Here is a 16,941-nt window from a genome sequence, read left to right as displayed (position 1 = left end):
TACGTTTAGTGGGGGGTGGGTGTTTGCCCCGGGGGGGGGGCCCCGGGCCCCAAAAACCCGGGGCGCGCCCCCCCCCCCCGGGGCACCACCCCCCCCCGCCACAGCAAGCCTCCCTGTCCGCATTGCCCCGAAAGTTTACGCGCTGACCCGCGCCTCGCTGGCCAGCCGGGCAATCGCCATGTCCAGTTCATCCAGGGCCGGCATGGCCTTGGCGTCGTCCTGCTTGAGCAGGGTCTCGGCCCGTTGGCAGGCCGCACGCAGTTGCGGCACGCCGCAATACCGGGTGGCGCCGTGCAGGCGGTGCACCCGTTCGATCAGGGCGTTGCGGTCATTGGCGTCACGGGCGACGCGAATCGCTTCACGGTCCGCTTCCAGCGAGGCCAGCAGCATCGCGAGCATGTCTGCCGCCAGATCCGCCTTGCCGGCCGCCAGGCGCAAACCTTCTTCATGGTCCAGCACCGGCAATTGCGTGGCATTCCCGAAACTTTCGGTGCCGCGTTCCGGGCCCTGGTTGCGCAGGGCCAGCCCGGTCCATTTCAACACCACCTGGGCCAGTTGCCGTTCGCTGATGGGTTTGGTCAGGTAATCATCCATGCCGCTTTGCAGCAGGGCGCGTTTTTCGTTGGCCATCGCATGGGCCGTCAGCGCGACGATGGGTAGCGGTGTGCCATGGCGTTCGCTTTCCCACGTGCGGATTGCCTCGGTGCTCTGGCGACCGTCCATCCCCGGCATCTGCACGTCCATCAGCACCAGGTCGAAGGCTTCCTGCTTCACTGCCTCGATGGCCGAGTAACCGCTTTCCACCGCCTGGACCTTGGCGCCCATGTCTTCCAGCAGGGTTTGCACCAGCAGCAGGTTGGCCGGGTTGTCGTCGACACACAGCACCCGCGGCGCGCGGCTGGACAGGGGCTCGCCGGGTTCGCTGCGCAGCGGGCGCGGGCTGATCAGGTCGGCCAGGGCGCGACGCAGTTTGCGGGTGCACGCGGGCTTGGCCTGCAACTGGCTGTTGGGGTTGGGCACCGAGGGGTTGAACAGCAGCTGTTCGGTGGTCGGGCACAACACCAGTACCTTGCAGCCCAGGTGTTCGAGGTCCCACAGGTGCTGGTTCAAACGCTCCGGCGGAATGTCATTGGCGGTGATGCCCAGCACGGCCAGGTCAATCGCCTGTTCGGTCTGGTGGGCGCTGGTGATGCCGTTGGTCAGGCTTTCCAGGCTGTTGAACGGGGTGACTTCCAGGCCGCAGTCTTCCAGCTGATGTTGCAGGGCCTGGCGCGCCAGCTCGTGGTTTTCCAGCACCGCCACGCGCCGGCCCAGCAGCGGCGCGGAGGGCAGGTCTTCGATATCGTCACGGGTTTTCGGCAGGTTCAGGCTGATCCAGAATTCCGAGCCTTCTCCCGGCGTGCTGTCGACGCCAATTTCACCGCCCATCTGTTCGATCAGGCGCTTGGAAATCACCAGCCCAAGGCCGGTCCCGCCGGGTTGGCGTGACAGCGAATTGTCCGCCTGGCTGAACGCCTGGAACAGCGCCCGCACATCCTGGTTCGACAGGCCGATGCCGGTGTCCTGCACGCTGATGCGCAGTTGCACGCTGTCTTCCTGTTCGTCTTCAATCATGGCGCGGGCAACGATGGTGCCTTCGCGGGTGAACTTGATCGCGTTGCTCACCAGGTTCGTGAGGATCTGCTTGAGCCGCAACGGGTCACCCACCAAGGCGAGCGGCGTGTCGCGGTAGACCAGGCTCACCAGCTCCAGCTGTTTGGCGTGGGCGGCCGGGGCGAGGATGGTCAGGGTGTCTTGCAGCAAGTCCCGCAGGTTGAACGGGATGCTGTCGAGTACCAGCTTGCCGGCCTCGATTTTCGAGAAGTCGAGGATTTCGTTGATGATGCCCAGCAGGTTGTCGGCGGATTTTTCGATGGTGCCCAGGTAATCCAGCTGGCGCGGTGACAGTTCGCTTTTCTGCAACAAATGGGTGAAACCAAGGATGCCGTTCAACGGCGTGCGGATTTCATGGCTCATGTTGGCCAGAAACTCCGACTTGATGCGGCTGGCTTCCAGGGCTTCCTTGCGGGCCAGGTCCAACTCGATGTTCTGGATCTCGATGGTTTCGAGGTTTTGCCGCACGTCTTCGGTGGCCTGGTCGATGCTGTGTTGCAATTCTTCCTGGGCGTTTTGCAGGGTCTCGGCCATGCGGTTGATGCCCGAGGCCAGGTGATCCAGCTCCTGGCTGCCCAGGGGTGGCAAGCGGGTTTCGAGATTGCCGTCCTTGAGTTGCGCGACGGCCTGTTTGATCAGGCCGATCGGTGAGTTGATCGTACGGCTGATGCGCAAGGCGAGGGCCGCCGTGCAGATCAGGCCGATGGCGATCAGCAGCAGGCTCGCGAACAGGCTGCGGTAGCCACGCAGCAACATGCCGTTGTGGGACAGTTCCAGCTCGACCCAGCCCAGCAAGCGGTCGGATTCATCCGGGATCAGTTCACCGGCGAGGTTGCGATGGCGGCCGAACACCGGCAGCAGATAACGGGTGGCGTCATTGCCGGTGCGCTGCAGCAGGTGCGAACTGTTGCCGATGGGCGGCTGGTTGAGCATGGTCGGCCCGGCGTGGGCCAGGGGCGTGCGGTCGGGCCCGAGGAACGACACGGCGCGCACATCGGTTTGTTCCAGGGACTGGGTGGCGATGCGTTCCAGCAGGTCGGTGTTCCTGGTGCCGAGGGCCGGGGCCACCAGCGGCGCCAGTTGCTCGGCGATCATCTCGCCGCGTTGCAGCAACTGCGACTGCAACTCCGAAAGCTGCATCCAGGTGAAGTACCCGCCCAGCAGCAACGCCATCAGGCTGGTAGGCAATAAGGTCAGCAACAGTACGCGGCCTTTTATCCCCATTCTTTTAAGCACGCCACTCTCCTGCTACCACACTGTTGTCGAATTCCACGCAGGCATCCGGCCCGCGCCACCTGCGCAGTGTAGCCATTTGCGCGGCGGGGAATCTTGCAAAATTAATGACCTGAGGCAAACCTTGGGCCGCCGGACGCCCGGCGGCGGTTGCTCATGGGGGGGCAATCTTGAATAATCAGTCATTGAGAATGACTTGCAGACGCTAATGAATCCCGCAGCACTTGGCTTACCCAGTATCCTGGCGATTGAAGACGATCCTGTGCTTGGCGCCTATGTCCATGAGCAATTGGGCCTCTGTGGCTTCCAGGTGACCTGGTGCCAGAACGGCCAGCAGGGCCTGCAAATGGCCCGCGATCAGCGCTTCGACGTGGTGTTGATGGACATCCTGCTGCCGGGCATGGACGGTTTGTCGGTGCTCACGCATTTGCGCCAGAGCCATTCGATGCCGGTGATCCTGATGTCGGCCCTGGGGGCCGAAGCCGATCGCATCAGCGGTTTTCGCCTGGGGGCCGACGATTACCTGCCCAAGCCGTTCAGCATGGCCGAGTTGCGGGTGCGCATCGAAGCGATCCTGCGCCGGGTCGCCCTGGACCGGCGGCCGTTGCCGGCCCTGGCGGCGGTGCGCGGCGATGCCCGTAGCCTGCGTTTCGATGACGAGCTGTGTGATGTGTTTCACCGGGAGCAGTGGGCCGGCCTGACCCGCAGCGAATATCGCCTGTTGGAAACCCTGCACCGCAACGCCGAAGAAGTCCTCAGCAAAGCCTTCCTCTACCAGCATGTGTTCCAGCGCGGCTATGCGCCCCATGACCGCAGCCTGGACATGCACATCAGCCAGATTCGTCGCAAGCTCAAGGCTGTCGGCTACAGCGAGCGGGAAGTGCGCACGGTGTGGGGCAAGGGCTATGTGTTGAGCGGTCACGATGACGGGCTTTAAAGCCGCGTTCAAACGGCTGCCGGGCAAGCATTCGTTATTCTGGAAACTGGCCTGCCTGCTGATCGCATTCTGCTTGCTGATGATCTGGCTTAGTTGGTCATGGGGCCGGTATATGGAAGAGCAGAATGCCTTTCTGTCCAGCGAGGCCCGCGCCACCCTGAGCGGTTATGCCGCTGGCGCGGAACTGGCCTGGAACAAGGGCGGCAACGCCGGTGTGGACGAATGGTTGCACACCCTGGGCCAGCGCGAGCGCACCTGGGTGGGGGTCATCGGCAACGACCTGCAATCCCTGAGCAGCTACCCACTGACGGACAAGGAGAGCCAGCGCCTGACCTTCCTGCGCGGCCTGGACTGGCCCGTCAGCCGGCATGCCAAGGGCCTGCCGTGGTTGAAAATCCCGTTCCCGCTCGACCCGGGTGCGGGCTCCCTGGTGATCGAGTTGCCGCGGCGTTTCATGCCCGGGCAAAACCAGCTGTTCTGGCGGATCGTCACCAATGGCGTGATTCCCGGCCTGTTCACCCTGCTGCTGTGCATCGGCCTCTACCGGCTGTTGATCATGCCTCTCAACCACCTGCGAGAGCAGGCCAACGCCTGGCGTGCCGATCAACTGGGCACCCGGCTTTCCCGCGACACCACCAGCCGCCAGGATGAACTGGGGGAATTGGGCCGCGCGTTTGACCAGATGTCTGAACGCCTGCAAGGCACCGTGGCCCTGCAACAGCAACTGCTGCGGGATTTGTCCCATGAGTTGCGCACACCGTTGAGCCGCCTGCGTGTGGCCAGTGACAGCGAGCAGGACCTGACCCAGCTGCGCGAGCGCCTGGGGAGGGAAATCGACGGCATGCAGCGCCTGGTGGACGACACCCTGCAACTGGCCTGGCTCGACACCGAACGCGCGCCGTTGCCCAAGGAAGACATCCAGGTGCAGGCGCTGTGGGACATGCTCCGGGAAAACGCCTGTTTTGAAAGTGGCTGGCCGGCTTCACGCTTGCAGTGCGAGTTGGGGGCCGACTGCTGGGTGCGCGGTCATCTGAACCTGCTGGCCCAGGCATTGGAGAACATCCTGCGCAATGCCATCCGGCACTCTGCGCAAGACGGAACGGTGCAATTGGGCGGGCAGCGTGAGGGGGATCACTGGCACTTGTGGCTGGAAGACCAGGGCGGCGGGATCGATGAGGTGGAGTTGGAGCGAATCTTTGCGCCATTCACCCGGCTGGACGGTTCACGGCCCGGCGACGGCGGCTTTGGCCTGGGCTTGAGTATTGCGCGCAACGCCGTGCAGCGTCAGGACGGCAGCCTGTGGGCGGAAAATACCGGCCAGGGTTTACGTGTGCACATGCGCTTGCTGGCGCGCTAACGGTTACAACCTGCGCTGTTTGCGTTTTTTCCACTGGCGGGCCACCCACCAGCGCCAATAGCCCATGGTCAGGCAATAACCCAGCACCGCCATCACCAGCCCCAGTACTACCGAGCCCAGCAGGAACGGTTGCCACAGCGTCGACAACTGCCCGCTGATCCATTCCCAGGTCAGCTCGTCGGGCATGCTGCGGGGTGGCACATTCATCAGCCAGGCCCCGGTCATGTAGGTGCAGAAAAACACCGGCGGCATGGTAATCGGGTTGGTCAGCCAGACCAGGCTCACGGCAATCGGCATGTTGCCGCGCACGCTGATGGCGAGGACCGCTGCCAGCAGCATCTGCAAGGGAATGGGGATGAATGCCGCGAACAGGCCAACGGCCATGGCCCGCGCGACCGAGTGCCGATTGAGGTGCCAGAGATTCGGGTCATGCAGCAACTTGCCGAGAAAGCGTAAGGACTTGTGTTCCCGAATGCTGGTCGGATCGGGCATGTACCGTTTGAATAAGCGCCGTGGCATAAGGGGTCCAGGTCAGTTCGAGGGGCAAGTATGCCCGCATTCCACGAACGTGAAATTCAGACTTTGTGACAAATAATAATAGGCCACACCGCTAGCCCGGCTAAGACTCAATGGGTCGCTTTCAAGGAAAGATCCATGAGAACAGGGATGTTCGCACTCGCGCTGGGGCTGCTCGCCTTGCGTTTTTTACCCGCGTTGCCGTCCGGCGGCTGGCTGTTGCTGATGCCGGTGCTGGCCCTGATGCTGTTGCCTTTTCGTACCTATCCGCTGGGGTTTTTCCTGCTTGGCCTGGGCTGGGCATGCCTCAGCGCGCAGTGGGCGCTGGATGACCGGTTGGCCCCGCATCTGGATGGCCAGACCCGCTGGGTGGAAGGGCGTGTCAGCGGGTTACCGCAGCAGATGGGCGACGGTGTGCGCTTCGAACTGACCGACAGCCGGTCACGCAAGGACCTGCTTCCCAAGCGCATTCGCGTGTCCTGGCGCGGCGGTCCACCGGTTAAGAGCGGTGAGCGCTGGCGACTGGCGGTGACTCTCAAGCGTCCTTCCGGATTGCTCAATGCCGATGGCTTTGACTATGAAGCCTGGCTGCTGGCCCAGCGGATTGGCGCCACCGGCTCGGTCAAGGACGGCCAACTGCTGGCACCGGCACGACATGCCTGGCGCGACGGGATTCGCCAGCGGCTGCTGGCAGTGGATGCCCAGGGGCGAGAGGCAGGCCTGGCGGCGCTGGTGCTCGGCGATGGTTCCGGGTTGGCCGCCGAGGATTGGCGGGTCCTGCAAGCCACTGGCACCGTGCATTTACTGGTGATATCCGGGCAGCACATCGGCCTGCTGGCGGGGTTGATCTATGGCCTGGTCGCCGGTCTTGCGCGCTACGGGGGTTGGCCGAAACCTTTGCCGTGGCTGCCCTGGGCCTGCGGCCTGGCGTTTGCTGCAGCGCTGGGCTACGGCCTGCTGGCCGGTTTCGAGGTGCCGGTGCAACGGGCCTGTGTGATGGTGGGCCTGGTATTGCTGTGGCGTCTGCGGTTTCGTCACCTGGGAATCTGGTGGCCGCTGTTGCTGGCGCTGGACGCGGTGCTGATCCTCGAACCGTTGGCCAGCCTGCAGCCGGGGTTCTGGCTGTCTTTTGCGGCTGTTGCGGTGCTGATTTTGGCGTTCAGTGGCCGATTGGGCCCCTGGCCCTTGTGGCAAGCCTGGACCCGCGCCCAATGGTTGATTGCCATCGGCCTGTTTCCGCTGCTGCTGGTGCTCGGCCTGCCCATCAGCCTGAGCGGGCCGCTGGCCAACCTGGTTGCGGTGCCGTGGATCAGTCTGGTGGTGCTGCCCCTGGCCTTGCTGGGTACGGTGTTATTGCCGCTGCCTTATATAGGAGAGGGGTTGTTATGGCTGGCGGGCGGCACGCTGGACGGGCTGTTCAAGGCACTGGCGCTGCTGGCGCAGTACTTGCCGGCCTGGATACCGGCGCAAGTGCCCATTGGCTATTGGCTGGTGAGCCTGCTGGGGGCAGTGCTGTTATTGCTGCCCAAGGGCGTCCCGTTTCGGCTGCTGGGTTGGCCGATGTTGCTGCTGGCGGTGTTTCCGCCGCGGGAGTCGATACCTCATGGGCTGGTCGAGGTGGTGCAACTGGACGTCGGCCAGGGGTTGGCGATCATCCTGCGTACCCGCAACCATGCACTGCTGTATGACGCCGGGCCGCGCTCCGGTGAGTTCGATCTTGGCGCGCGTGTCGTATTGCCTGCGTTGCGCAAGCTGGGGGTCGCAGAGCTGGACGTGATGCTGCTCAGTCATGCCGATGCCGATCATGCCGGCGGCGCGTTGGCCGTCGCCCAAGGGTTGCCGGTCAAGCGTGTGGTGGGCGGTGAGACGGCACGGCTGCCGGCCTCGCTCGGTACCCAGGCGTGTGTCAGCGGCGAGCAGTGGGAGTGGGACGGCGTGAGGTTCGAGCTATGGCAATGGCCTGATGCGACGGACGGTAACCAGATGTCCTGCGTGTTGCGGGTGCAGGCCAATGGCGAGCGCTTGTTGCTGACCGGGGATATTGACCATGACGCCGAGCGGGCATTGCTGGCCACTCCCATGGGCGCTCCTGTCGATTGGCTGCAAGCGCCGCACCACGGCAGCCGCAGCTCGTCGTCATGGGCCTTTCTACAGCGCCTGGCACCCAAGGCCGTGTTAATTTCCCGGGGGCGCAGCAATGGGTTTGGCCACCCGCATCCACAGGTGCTGGAGCGTTACCAGGCCGTGGGCAGCGTGATTTATGACAGTGCCGAGCAAGGCGCACTCCGCCTGCGAGTGGGCACCTTCCAGCCGCCGCTGGCCGCGCGCAGCCAACGGCGTTTCTGGCGCGAGCGCACGCCGCAAAACAGCGTTACCAAAGACCGGCCCCTGCGACAGGATGCTCTGGGGCAGGCCAGCCCTTCCACCGGACCCTTATGGTAAAGTGGCGCACTTTTTCGAGGGGACATTCACTGTGTGGGAATTGGTCAAATCCGGCGGCTGGATGATGTTGCCGATCATTTTGAGTTCCATCGCCGCACTCGGCATCATCGCCGAACGCCTATGGACCCTGCGTGCCAGCCGTGTAACGCCTGACCACCTGCTGGGCCAGGTCTGGGGCTGGATCAAGAACAAGCAGCTCGACAAGACAAAGCTCAAGGAACTGCGCGCCAACTCGCCCCTGGGTGAAATCCTCGCCGCCGGCCTCGCCAACTCCAAGCACGGTCGCGAGATCATGAAGGAGTGCATCGAAGAGGCCGCCGCCCGGGTCATCCATGAGCTGGAGCGCTACATCAATGCCCTGGGCACCATCGCCGCCATGGCACCGTTGCTCGGCCTGCTCGGTACGGTGCTGGGCATGATCGATATTTTCAGCTCATTCATGGGGTCGGGCATGACCACCAACGCCGCAGTGCTGGCCGGTGGTATTTCCAAGGCCTTGATCACCACGGCGGCGGGCCTGATGGTCGGTATTCCTTCGGTATTCTTCCACCGTTTCCTGCAACGGCGCATCGACGAACTGGTGGTGGGCATGGAGCAGGAAGCCATCAAGCTGGTGGAAGTGGTACAGGGCGACCGTGACGTGGACCTGGTTGAGGGCAACGCGTGAAATTTCGTCGCAAGCAACGGGAAAACGTCGATATCAACCTGGCGTCGTTGATCGACGTGGTGTTTATCCTGCTGCTGTTTTTTGTCGTCACCACCACCTTTACCCGGGAAACCCAGCTGCGCGTCGACCTGCCGGAAGCCGTCAGCGGTTCGCCGGCGGAAGACCAGCAGGCCAAGCAACTGGACATCGCCATCAGCGCCGATGGCGTGTTCTCGGTGAATAACCAGTTGCTGGAGAAAAACGACCTGGCCAGCCTGATGGAAGCACTGCAGAAGGAGTCCGGTGGCGACACTAACTTGCCACTGTCCATCAGCGCCGATGGCAACACCAAGCACCAGGCCGTGATCACGGCGATGGACGCTGCCGGCAAGCTCGGCTTCAGCCATTTGCGCATGACCACCGTCGAGGCGGCGAGCCAACCCTGATGGCCATGACTGATCGTTTGCTCAAGGCCTGGTACGAAGGCCATCCTGCACTTACGTTATTGCAGCCGCTGGAATCCCTCTATCGCCGGGTGGTGCAGCGCAAGCGCGCACGGTTCCTGGCGGGCGAGGGCGAGATCTATCAGTCGCCGGTGCCGGTCGTGGTGGTAGGCAATATCACGGTGGGTGGCACCGGCAAGACGCCCATGATTCTCTGGCTGATCGACCATTGCCAGCGCAGCGGTTTGCGCGTCGGTGTGGTCAGCCGCGGTTATGGCGCCAAGCCGCCACAGTTTCCATGGCGCGTAGAGGCTGATCAAACCGCTGCGGTGGCGGGGGACGAACCCCTGCTGATCGTGCAGCGCAGCGGCGTGCCGCTGATGATCGACCCCGACCGCAGCCGCGCCGTGAAGGCGCTGTTGGCCAGCGAAACCCTCGACCTGATCCTCTCCGACGACGGCCTGCAACATTACCGCCTGGCCCGTGACCTGGAACTGGTGTTGATTGACGCCGCCCGCGGGCTGGGTAACCGTCGCTGCCTGCCGGCGGGGCCGTTGCGTGAGCCGGTCGAGCGTTTGCAGAGCGTCGATGCGCTGCTTTACAACGGCGCAGGTTCTGACCGTGACGACGGCTATGCCTTCCGTCTGTTGCCTGCCGCGCTGGTCAACCTGCATACCGGCGAGCGTAAACCCGTCGAACACTTCCCGGTGGGGCAGCAGGTACATGCGGTGGCCGGCATCGGCAACCCGCAACGTTTCTTCAATACCCTTGAAACGCTACACTGGCGCCCAATACCCCATGCTTTTGCCGACCACGCGCCGTACAGCGCCGAGGTCTTGAATTTCACACCGGCACTGCCGTTGGTCATGACTGAAAAGGACGCGGTGAAGTGCCGCGCCTTTGCCAGGCCCGACTGGTGGTACCTTGCGGTGGACGCGGCACCGTCACCGGCGTTTATCGCCTGGTTCGACACGCAGTTGATGCGCTTGCTGCCCGCTCGCCTTTTGCCTTAAAACGCTGCTCTCCAGGACATACTCATGGACACCAAACTGCTCGATATCCTCGCTTGCCCGATCTGCAAGGGGCCGCTCAAGCTCAGCGCCGACAAAACCGAGCTGATCAGCAAGGGCGCCGGCCTGGCGTACCCGATTCGTGATGGCATTCCGGTAATGCTCGAAAGCGAAGCCCGCACCCTGACCACCGACGAGCGCCTGGATAAATGACCACCGCCTTCACCGTTGTCATCCCGTCCCGCTACGCCTCCACCCGCCTGCCCGGCAAGCCGCTGCAACTGATCGGCAACAAGCCGATGATCCAGCTGGTGTGGGAACAGGCCTGCAAAAGCAGCGCCGAAAGGGTAGTGGTGGCCACCGACGATCCGCGCATCATCGAGGCCTGCAAAGGCTTTGGTGCCGAAGCGGTGCTGACCCGTGAAGACCACAACTCCGGTACCGACCGCCTGGCCGAAGTGGCCACCAAGCTGGGCCTGGCGGCGGACGCCATCGTGGTCAACGTGCAAGGTGACGAGCCGTTGATTCCGCCCAGCGTGATCGATCAGGTGGCGGCCAACCTGGCAGCCCATGGCGAAGCGCGCATGGCGACCCTGGCCGAGCCGATTGAAGACATCGAGACCCTGTTCAACCCCAACGTGGTGAAAGTGGTCAGCGACATCAATGGCCTGGCGCTGACCTTCAGCCGCTCCACCTTGCCGTGGGCGCGGGATGCGTTCGCCAAACAGCCTGACGTGCTGCCGGCTGGCGTGCCTTACCGTCGCCACATCGGCATCTACGCCTACCGCGCCGGTTTCCTGCACGACTTCGTGAGCTGGGGCCCGTGCTGGCTGGAAAATACCGAATCCCTGGAACAACTGCGTGCCCTGTGGCACGGCGTGCGCATTCATGTGGGCGATGCCCTGGAAGCGCCGCCGGCGGGCGTCGACACCCCTGAAGACCTCGAGCGCGTCCGTCGCCTGCTGGGGGCCTGATGCAGGTTCTGTTCGTCTGCCTGGGCAACATCTGCCGTTCGCCCACGGCCGAAGGCGTTCTGCGCCACAAATTGCGCGAAGCCGGCCTGGCCGATCAGGTTGAAGTGGCCTCTGCCGGTACCGGTGATTGGCACGTCGGCAATCCACCGGACAAGCGCAGCCAGCGTGCCGCGCTGCAACGCGGCTACGACCTGTCGGCCCAGCGTGCACAACAGGTGTCGCGTGCCGACTTTTCCCGCTACGACCTGATCCTCGCCATGGACCAGAGCAACCTGCGCAACCTCAAGGCCATGCAGCCGGCTCAGGGCAAGGCGGACCTGGACCTGTTCCTGCGCCGCTACGACTCGCTGGTGGATGAAGTGCCGGACCCGTACTACGAAGGTGACCAGGGCTTTGAAACTGTCCTCGACCTGATCGAGCGCGCCTGTGACCTGTTGGTGATTGAATTGAAGGGCCGGTTATGACTTTGCAGGTACGGGCACAGGTTTCGCTCAAGCCGTTCAACAGCTTTGGTATCGACGTGCGTGCCCGGCTGTTTGCCGAGGCCCACAATGACGCCGACGTGCGTGAGGCCCTGGCCTGTGCCGCCGAGCAACAACTGCCGTTGCTGGTGATTGGCGGCGGCAGCAACTTGCTGTTGACCCAGGATATTGACGCACTGGTGCTGCGCATGGCCAGCCAGGGCATCCGGGTGTTGCACGACGATGGCGTGCAGGTCGTGGTTGAGGCCGAAGCGGGCGAAGCGTGGCATCCGTTTGTGCTGTGGACCCTGGCCCAGGGCTTTTCCGGCCTGGAAAACCTCAGCCTGATTCCCGGCACGGTCGGCGCCGCACCGATGCAGAACATCGGCGCCTACGGTGTAGAGATCAAGGATGTATTCAGCGGCCTGACCGCCCTTGATCGCCAGACCGGCGAACTGCGGGATTTCAGCCTGGCCGAGTGCAACTTTGCCTACCGCGACAGCCTGTTCAAGCACGAAGTGGGGCGCTGGCTGATCCTGCGGGTGCGTTTTGCCCTGAGCCGCGCCGTGCATCTGAAACTTGAATACGGGCCGGTGCGACAGCGCCTGACCGAGCAAGGCATCGCGCAGGCCACGCCCAGCGATGTCAGCCGCGCGATTTGCAGCATTCGTAGCGAGAAACTGCCCGACCCGGCGGTGCTCGGCAATGCGGGGAGTTTCTTCAAGAACCCGCTGGTGTCCCAGGCACTGGCTGCCGAGTTGCAGCGTCAATACCCGGACCTGGTGGCTTACCCCCAGGCCGACGGGCAGATGAAACTGGCCGCCGGCTGGCTGATCGACAAGGCCGGCTGGAAAGGCTTTCGCGATGGCGATGCCGGCGTGCATCGATTGCAGGCGCTGGTATTGGTGAACTACGGCGCGGCCAGCGGCCAGGACATTGCCGGGCTCGCGCTGCGTATCCAGCAGGACATCGAAAAGCGCTTCAAGGTGGTGCTGGAAATGGAGCCGAATCGCTATTGAACTAAGCTTGTTTTTTGACGCACCAAGCCCTGCATTGCAGGGCTTTTTTATTGCCGGTGAGTTAACTTGGCTGACTACCGATATTTTTGATCAACCCATAGATGCTGTTTATCAAAATCAGTTGCAAGGTTGGCGGGAGGCGAAAGCCTGATGGACAGTGTTGATCTGAATGTATTACGCAGCGTGCTGGAATGGCGCCTCGCCGGGCAGCGAGTGGTGCTGTACAGCGTGGTCCAGACCTGGGGCAGCGCCCCGCGTCCGCCGGGGGCGATGCTGGCCTTGCGCGGCGACGGGGTGGTGATTGGCTCGGTGTCCGGCGGCTGTATCGAGGACGACTTGATCGCCCGGTTGCAGGACGGTCGGCTGCCTGACGACGGGCCGCCGGTGCAGCTTGTCACTTACGGTGTCACCCGGGACGAAGCGGCGCGTTTTGGCCTGCCGTGTGGCGGCACCCTGCGTCTCACCGAAGAGCGGGTGAGTGATCCGGGTTGGGTAGCTGAACTGCTGGCGCGCTGTGAGGCCCACGAGATTGTCGCCCGTGAGTTGGACCTGGCCACCGGCGAGGTGGTGTTGAGCGGTGCGAGCAAGACCGATGTGGTCAGCTTCAACGGCGAGCGTTTGCGCGCGATCTACGGTCCGCGCTGGCGCCTGCTGCTGATCGGCGCGGGCCAGCTGTCACGTTATGTGGCGGAAATGGCTCGGTTGCTGGATTTCGAAGTGCTGATCTGCGACCCGCGCCAGGAGTTTGTTTATGGCTGGGAGGAGCAGCACGGGCGCTTTGTGCCGGGTATGCCGGATGAAGCGGTGTTGAATATCCAGACCGATGAACGCACCGCCATTGTCGCGCTCACCCATGACCCGCGCCTGGATGACATGGCGTTGCTGACGGCCCTCAATTCCCGGGCGTTCTACATAGGCGCGCTGGGTTCGCGGGTCAACAGCCAGAAGCGCCGGGAAAACCTCGCGGCACTGGGGCTCAGTGCGGACGCCATTGCGCGGCTGCATGGGCCGATTGGCCTGCATATCGGCAGCCATACGCCGGCGGAAATCGCCTTGTCGTTGATGGCGGAAATCGTCGCCATCAAGAACGGGATCGATCTGCTGCAGAAAAAGCCGTTGCAGGCAGCGGTCAGTTGACGGGCATCGCCGTAATCATCCTGGCGGCGGGGCAGGGCAGTCGTTTTCGGGCCGAGGCGGGTGCCGATCAGGACAAGTTGCTGGCGCCCTGCGTGGGCCGGGATGGCATCACGCGGCCGGTGATCGAGCAGGTATTGGTGAATTTGCCGCCTGTGGCTACGAGACGTTGGCTGGTGACGTCACCGGATCGCACCGAAGTGATTCGGTTGGCTAAGGTGCACGGTTGCGAAGTATTGCTTTTGCGCTCGCCGGGCATGGGTGACAGCATCGCAGCAGCGGTGGCGGCCAGTGGGCCGTCGGCTGGTTGGCTGGTGGTGTTGGGGGATATGCCGTTTATCCTGCCGGCAAGTATCGAGCAAGTGATGGCAGGCCTGGAGGACGACGGTATCAGCGCCCCGGTGCATGCAGGTCAGTACGGGCACCCCGTGGGGTTTGGCCGTTCATTCGGCCCGGCCTTGATCGCGCTGACCGGAGACCGCGGGGCAAAACCGTTATTTGCCAAGGCTTCGGTGCAGGAAGTCGTAGTCGATGATCCCGGTGTGTTGTGGGACGTCGATGTGCCAGGGTTGTTGGACTACCGCTAACTGATGTAGCGGGCATAAAAAAGCCCCGCCTGATCACTCAGGCGGGGCTTTTTAGTGGCCGATGGAATCAGACGAGGGGTTTAGGCTCGTGCTCTTCTTCCAGCGCCTTAGGGTGGTGCTCTACCACTTCTTCAACGGAACGTACGTTCTCGTCGATGGCAGGGGCACTGTGCTCAACCACGGCTTCGGTGACCGGAGCAGGGGTTGCTTGGGCAACTTCAGCGACGGCTGGAGCAGCTTCGGCAGCGGCCTTGGCAGCAGCGGCGGCCGCTTCAGCTTCCTTGCGACGACGACGCACTTCGCGTGGGTCGTTCGGCGCACGGCCATTTTCGGTCAGGGCGCTGGCCGGAGCGGCTTCAACCACCGGGGCTGCCACTTCGGCAACCACTGGCGCTTCAACCACTGGCGCAGGCTCGGCAACAACGGCAACAGGTTCAGCAGCGACCACCACTTCAGCGACTGGCGCTGGAGCTTCTTCGACCACTGGCGCAGGCGCTGGAGCTTCGACCGCTTCAACCACCGGGGCAGGTTCGGCAGCCCACTGGAAGGCGGTCTGTTCTTCGCGAACTTCACGCACTTCAGGGGTTGGCTCGGCTACCGGTGCTTCAACGGCGGCTTCAACCACGGGCTGTTGTTCAACAACAGCGGCAGGCTCGGCAACCACTTCAGCTTCAGGCTTAGACTCGCGAACTTCACGAACTTCACGCACGTGACGAGCTGGCGCTACTTCCACTTCCGGAACAACCGGGGCTTCGACTGGCGTCGTCGCTTCAACCACAGGTGCTTCGACGGCTGGCGTCTCTACAACAGTGTTTTCCTGGATGGCAGCGGTGGCTGCTTCAGCTTGCTCGTTGGCCTGGGCTTCAGCAGGTGCGCTGATGACCGAGCTGGCGACAGCAGCGGTAACGGCCAGGCCGGCAGCCAGTTCGGCGCCAGTCGGTTCGCCGGTAGCGGCTGCGTTGGCTTCGCCGGTCTCTTCCGAACCTTCGATTTCGTTGCCGTTGGCATCACGTTGACGCTCACGACGGTTGCTGCGACGACGCTGGCCACGGGAGCGGCGGCGTGGACGATCGCCTTCGGCGTTGTCCTGGCCGTCTTCCTGTTGCTGGTCTTCGTTGGACAGCAGCTCTTCTTCTTCACCGGCTGGAGCCGCTTGCTCGGCACGTGGTTGACGCTCTTCACGAGGAGGGCGTGGCGCACGTTCTTCACGCGGCTGACGAGCTGGACGCTCTTCAGCAGTGGCAGCGGTGGCAGCAGCAGCGGCTACGGCTGGAGCGGCATCCAACGGCTCGCGCAGTTCACGCACGCGTTCTTCACGCTCGCCACGTGGCTTGCGGTCTTCACGTGGAGCGCGTGGAGCACGCGGTGCACGTTCTTCGCGTGGTGCACGCTCTTCACGGGCTACGGTTGGTGTTTCTTCACGGGCTTCGCGCGGTTGGCGTTCTTCACGTGGAGCGCGTTCTTCGCGGGGTGCACGTTCTTCACGAGGCTTGCGCTCTTCGTCACGGCGACCGTTGCGATTGCGGCTCTGCTGGCGACCGTTGCGACGCTCTTCATTGCGTGCAGGGCGTTCAGTCACAGGCTTCTCGACCACAACTGGAGCCACTGGCTCTTCCTTGGTGGCGAACAGGCTGACCAGCGACTTCACCAGGCCCTTGAACAGGCTTGGCTCAGGCAGGGCAGCTGGTGCGGCAACCGGCGCAGCTGCCTCGACCGGAACCGGTGCGTTGGCACGGGCTGGCGCGGTCTTGACGGCGGCTTCCTGGCGAACCAGGGTACGGGTCGCAGCGGCTGGCTGGACTTCTTCCACTTCGGCAGCGGCAGCAGCGATTTCGTAGCTGGACTGGTTGACGTGGGCTTCCGGGCTGTCATCACGCAGGCGCTGCACTTCGAAGTGCGGTGTCTCGAGGTGATCGTTCGGCAGGATGACGATGCGGGCACGGGTGCGCAGTTCGATCTTGGTGATCGAGTTGCGTTTTTCGTTGAGCAGGAACGCAGCGACCGGGATCGGCACCTGGGCGCGCACTTCGGCAGTGCGGTCTTTCAGGGCTTCTTCTTCGATCAGGCGCAGGATCGCCAGCGACAGCGATTCAACGTCACGGATGATGCCGGTGCCGTTGCAACGCGGGCAGACGATGCCGCTGCTTTCACCCAGGGATGGACGCAGGCGCTGACGGGACATTTCCAGCAGGCCGAAGCGCGAAATGCGGCCGACCTGTACGCGGGCACGGTCAGCTTCCAGGCATTCGCGGACTTTCTCTTCCACGGCGCGCTGGTTCTTGGCTGGGGTCATGTCGATGAAGTCGATCACGATCAGGCCGCCGATGTCACGCAGGCGCAGCTGGCGGGCGATTTCTTCAGCCGCTTCCAGGTTGGTCTGCAGGGCGGTTTCTTCGATGTCGCTACCCTTGGTGGCACGCGCCGAGTTGATGTCGATGGACACCAGGGCTTCGGTCGGGTCGATCACGATGGAGCCGCCGGAAGGCAGTTCGACGACGCGCTGGAAAGCGGTTTCGATCTGGCTTTCGA

16 protein-coding genes are annotated in these 16,941 nt (G+C 63.5%); 13 read left to right on the top strand and 3 right to left on the bottom strand.

What is annotated here, in order from left to right; translation table 11 throughout:
- Positions 1–135: 135 nt before the first annotated feature.
- Positions 136–2,889 (bottom strand): response regulator, encoded by a 2,754-nt coding sequence (locus ACIOMR_RS27480; protein WP_087692781.1) that lies wholly within the window; start codon positions 2,887–2,889, stop codon positions 136–138.
- Positions 2,890–3,094: 205 nt separating this feature from the next.
- Between ACIOMR_RS27480 and ACIOMR_RS27475 the strand changes: the two genes are divergently transcribed.
- On the top strand, positions 3,095–3,823 hold the full coding sequence (locus ACIOMR_RS27475) for a response regulator transcription factor (protein WP_004371371.1): 729 nt from the start codon (positions 3,095–3,097) through the stop codon (positions 3,821–3,823).
- The gene (locus tag ACIOMR_RS27470; protein ID WP_008434990.1) at positions 3,810–5,180 is read left to right on the top strand and encodes a sensor histidine kinase; all 1,371 of its coding nucleotides are present in this window, start codon (positions 3,810–3,812) and stop codon (positions 5,178–5,180) included. Before ACIOMR_RS27475 ends, ACIOMR_RS27470 begins: the two co-directional genes overlap by 14 nt.
- 3 nt (positions 5,181–5,183) lie before the next feature.
- Here the strand turns inward: ACIOMR_RS27470 and ACIOMR_RS27465 are convergent, their stop codons facing one another.
- A complete protein-coding gene (locus ACIOMR_RS27465) occupies positions 5,184–5,699 on the bottom strand; it encodes a DUF2062 domain-containing protein (protein ID WP_004371367.1) in 516 nt (171 codons plus the stop codon).
- A 147-nt stretch (positions 5,700–5,846) separates the two neighbouring features.
- Here ACIOMR_RS27465 and ACIOMR_RS27460 point away from each other — a divergent pair, with 147 nt between their 5' ends.
- From ACIOMR_RS27460 to ACIOMR_RS27410, 11 genes are read left to right on the top strand one after another with little or no spacing between them, the layout of a single operon-like run.
- Entirely contained in the window at positions 5,847–8,138 is a 2,292-nt protein-coding gene (locus ACIOMR_RS27460; protein ID WP_401197482.1) for a DNA internalization-related competence protein ComEC/Rec2, read from the top strand.
- 31 nt (positions 8,139–8,169) lie between these two features.
- On the top strand, positions 8,170–8,805 hold the full coding sequence (locus ACIOMR_RS27455; protein ID WP_004371363.1) for a MotA/TolQ/ExbB proton channel family protein: 636 nt from the start codon (positions 8,170–8,172) through the stop codon (positions 8,803–8,805).
- Positions 8,802–9,230, top strand: coding sequence for a biopolymer transporter ExbD (locus ACIOMR_RS27450; RefSeq protein ID WP_004371361.1), 429 nt, complete (start codon positions 8,802–8,804; stop codon positions 9,228–9,230). Before ACIOMR_RS27455 ends, ACIOMR_RS27450 begins: the two co-directional genes overlap by 4 nt.
- A complete protein-coding gene (gene lpxK, locus ACIOMR_RS27445; protein WP_004371358.1) occupies positions 9,230–10,240 on the top strand; it encodes a tetraacyldisaccharide 4'-kinase in 1,011 nt (336 codons plus the stop codon). The genes ACIOMR_RS27450 and lpxK overlap by 1 nt, the downstream gene beginning before the upstream one ends.
- 24 nt (positions 10,241–10,264) lie before the next feature.
- Positions 10,265–10,450, top strand: a complete 186-nt coding sequence (locus ACIOMR_RS27440; RefSeq protein WP_003174668.1) for a Trm112 family protein — start codon at positions 10,265–10,267, stop codon at positions 10,448–10,450.
- A complete protein-coding gene (kdsB, locus tag ACIOMR_RS27435) occupies positions 10,447–11,211 on the top strand; it encodes a 3-deoxy-manno-octulosonate cytidylyltransferase (RefSeq protein WP_008434982.1) in 765 nt (254 codons plus the stop codon). Before ACIOMR_RS27440 ends, kdsB begins: the two co-directional genes overlap by 4 nt.
- On the top strand, positions 11,211–11,675 hold the full coding sequence (locus tag ACIOMR_RS27430; protein WP_177122870.1) for a low molecular weight protein-tyrosine-phosphatase: 465 nt from the start codon (positions 11,211–11,213) through the stop codon (positions 11,673–11,675). The genes kdsB and ACIOMR_RS27430 overlap by 1 nt, the downstream gene beginning before the upstream one ends.
- Complete coding sequence (murB, locus tag ACIOMR_RS27425) at positions 11,672–12,691, top strand: UDP-N-acetylmuramate dehydrogenase (RefSeq protein WP_004371335.1); 1,020 nt, start codon at positions 11,672–11,674, stop codon at positions 12,689–12,691. Before ACIOMR_RS27430 ends, murB begins: the two co-directional genes overlap by 4 nt.
- 7 nt (positions 12,692–12,698) lie before the next feature.
- A complete protein-coding gene (locus ACIOMR_RS27420) occupies positions 12,699–12,842 on the top strand; it encodes a hypothetical protein (RefSeq protein WP_177041366.1) in 144 nt (47 codons plus the stop codon).
- Positions 12,842–13,828, top strand: coding sequence for an XdhC family protein (locus tag ACIOMR_RS27415; RefSeq protein WP_008434978.1), 987 nt, complete (start codon positions 12,842–12,844; stop codon positions 13,826–13,828). The genes ACIOMR_RS27420 and ACIOMR_RS27415 overlap by 1 nt, the downstream gene beginning before the upstream one ends.
- Positions 13,825–14,412: a nucleotidyltransferase family protein gene (locus ACIOMR_RS27410; RefSeq protein WP_177116823.1), complete on the top strand. Its 588-nt coding sequence runs from the start codon at positions 13,825–13,827 to the stop codon at positions 14,410–14,412. The genes ACIOMR_RS27415 and ACIOMR_RS27410 overlap by 4 nt, the downstream gene beginning before the upstream one ends.
- 67 nt (positions 14,413–14,479) lie before the next feature.
- Here ACIOMR_RS27410 and ACIOMR_RS27405 read toward each other — a convergent pair.
- Positions 14,480–16,941 (bottom strand): ribonuclease E/G (locus ACIOMR_RS27405; protein ID WP_401197449.1); only part of this gene is annotated, 2,462 nt, incomplete at its 5' end.

Source organism: Pseudomonas sp. NPDC087814 (genome assembly GCF_044742865.1).
GTDB lineage: Bacteria > Pseudomonadota > Gammaproteobacteria > Pseudomonadales > Pseudomonadaceae > Aquipseudomonas.
Note: the sequence above shows the minus strand (reverse complement) of the source record. Positions and strands in the feature narration are given on the sequence as shown.

Excerpts from the sequence above, each read along its gene's own strand:
- ACIOMR_RS27475 (WP_004371371.1), top strand. The coding sequence starts at position 3,095 with ATGAATCCCGCAGCACTTGGCTTACCCAGTATCCTGGCGATTGAAGAC.
- ACIOMR_RS27470 (WP_008434990.1), top strand. The coding sequence starts at position 3,810 with ATGACGGGCTTTAAAGCCGCGTTCAAACGGCTGCCGGGCAAGCATTCG.
- ACIOMR_RS27465 (WP_004371367.1), bottom strand. The coding sequence starts at position 5,699 with ATGCCACGGCGCTTATTCAAACGGTACATGCCCGATCCGACCAGCATT.
- ACIOMR_RS27460 (WP_401197482.1), top strand. The coding sequence starts at position 5,847 with ATGTTCGCACTCGCGCTGGGGCTGCTCGCCTTGCGTTTTTTACCCGCG.
- lpxK (WP_004371358.1), top strand. The coding sequence starts at position 9,230 with ATGGCCATGACTGATCGTTTGCTCAAGGCCTGGTACGAAGGCCATCCT.
- ACIOMR_RS27440 (WP_003174668.1), top strand. The coding sequence starts at position 10,265 with ATGGACACCAAACTGCTCGATATCCTCGCTTGCCCGATCTGCAAGGGG.
- kdsB (WP_008434982.1), top strand. The coding sequence starts at position 10,447 with ATGACCACCGCCTTCACCGTTGTCATCCCGTCCCGCTACGCCTCCACC.
- ACIOMR_RS27430 (WP_177122870.1), top strand. The coding sequence starts at position 11,211 with ATGCAGGTTCTGTTCGTCTGCCTGGGCAACATCTGCCGTTCGCCCACG.
- murB (WP_004371335.1), top strand. The coding sequence starts at position 11,672 with ATGACTTTGCAGGTACGGGCACAGGTTTCGCTCAAGCCGTTCAACAGC.
- ACIOMR_RS27415 (WP_008434978.1), top strand. The coding sequence starts at position 12,842 with ATGGACAGTGTTGATCTGAATGTATTACGCAGCGTGCTGGAATGGCGC.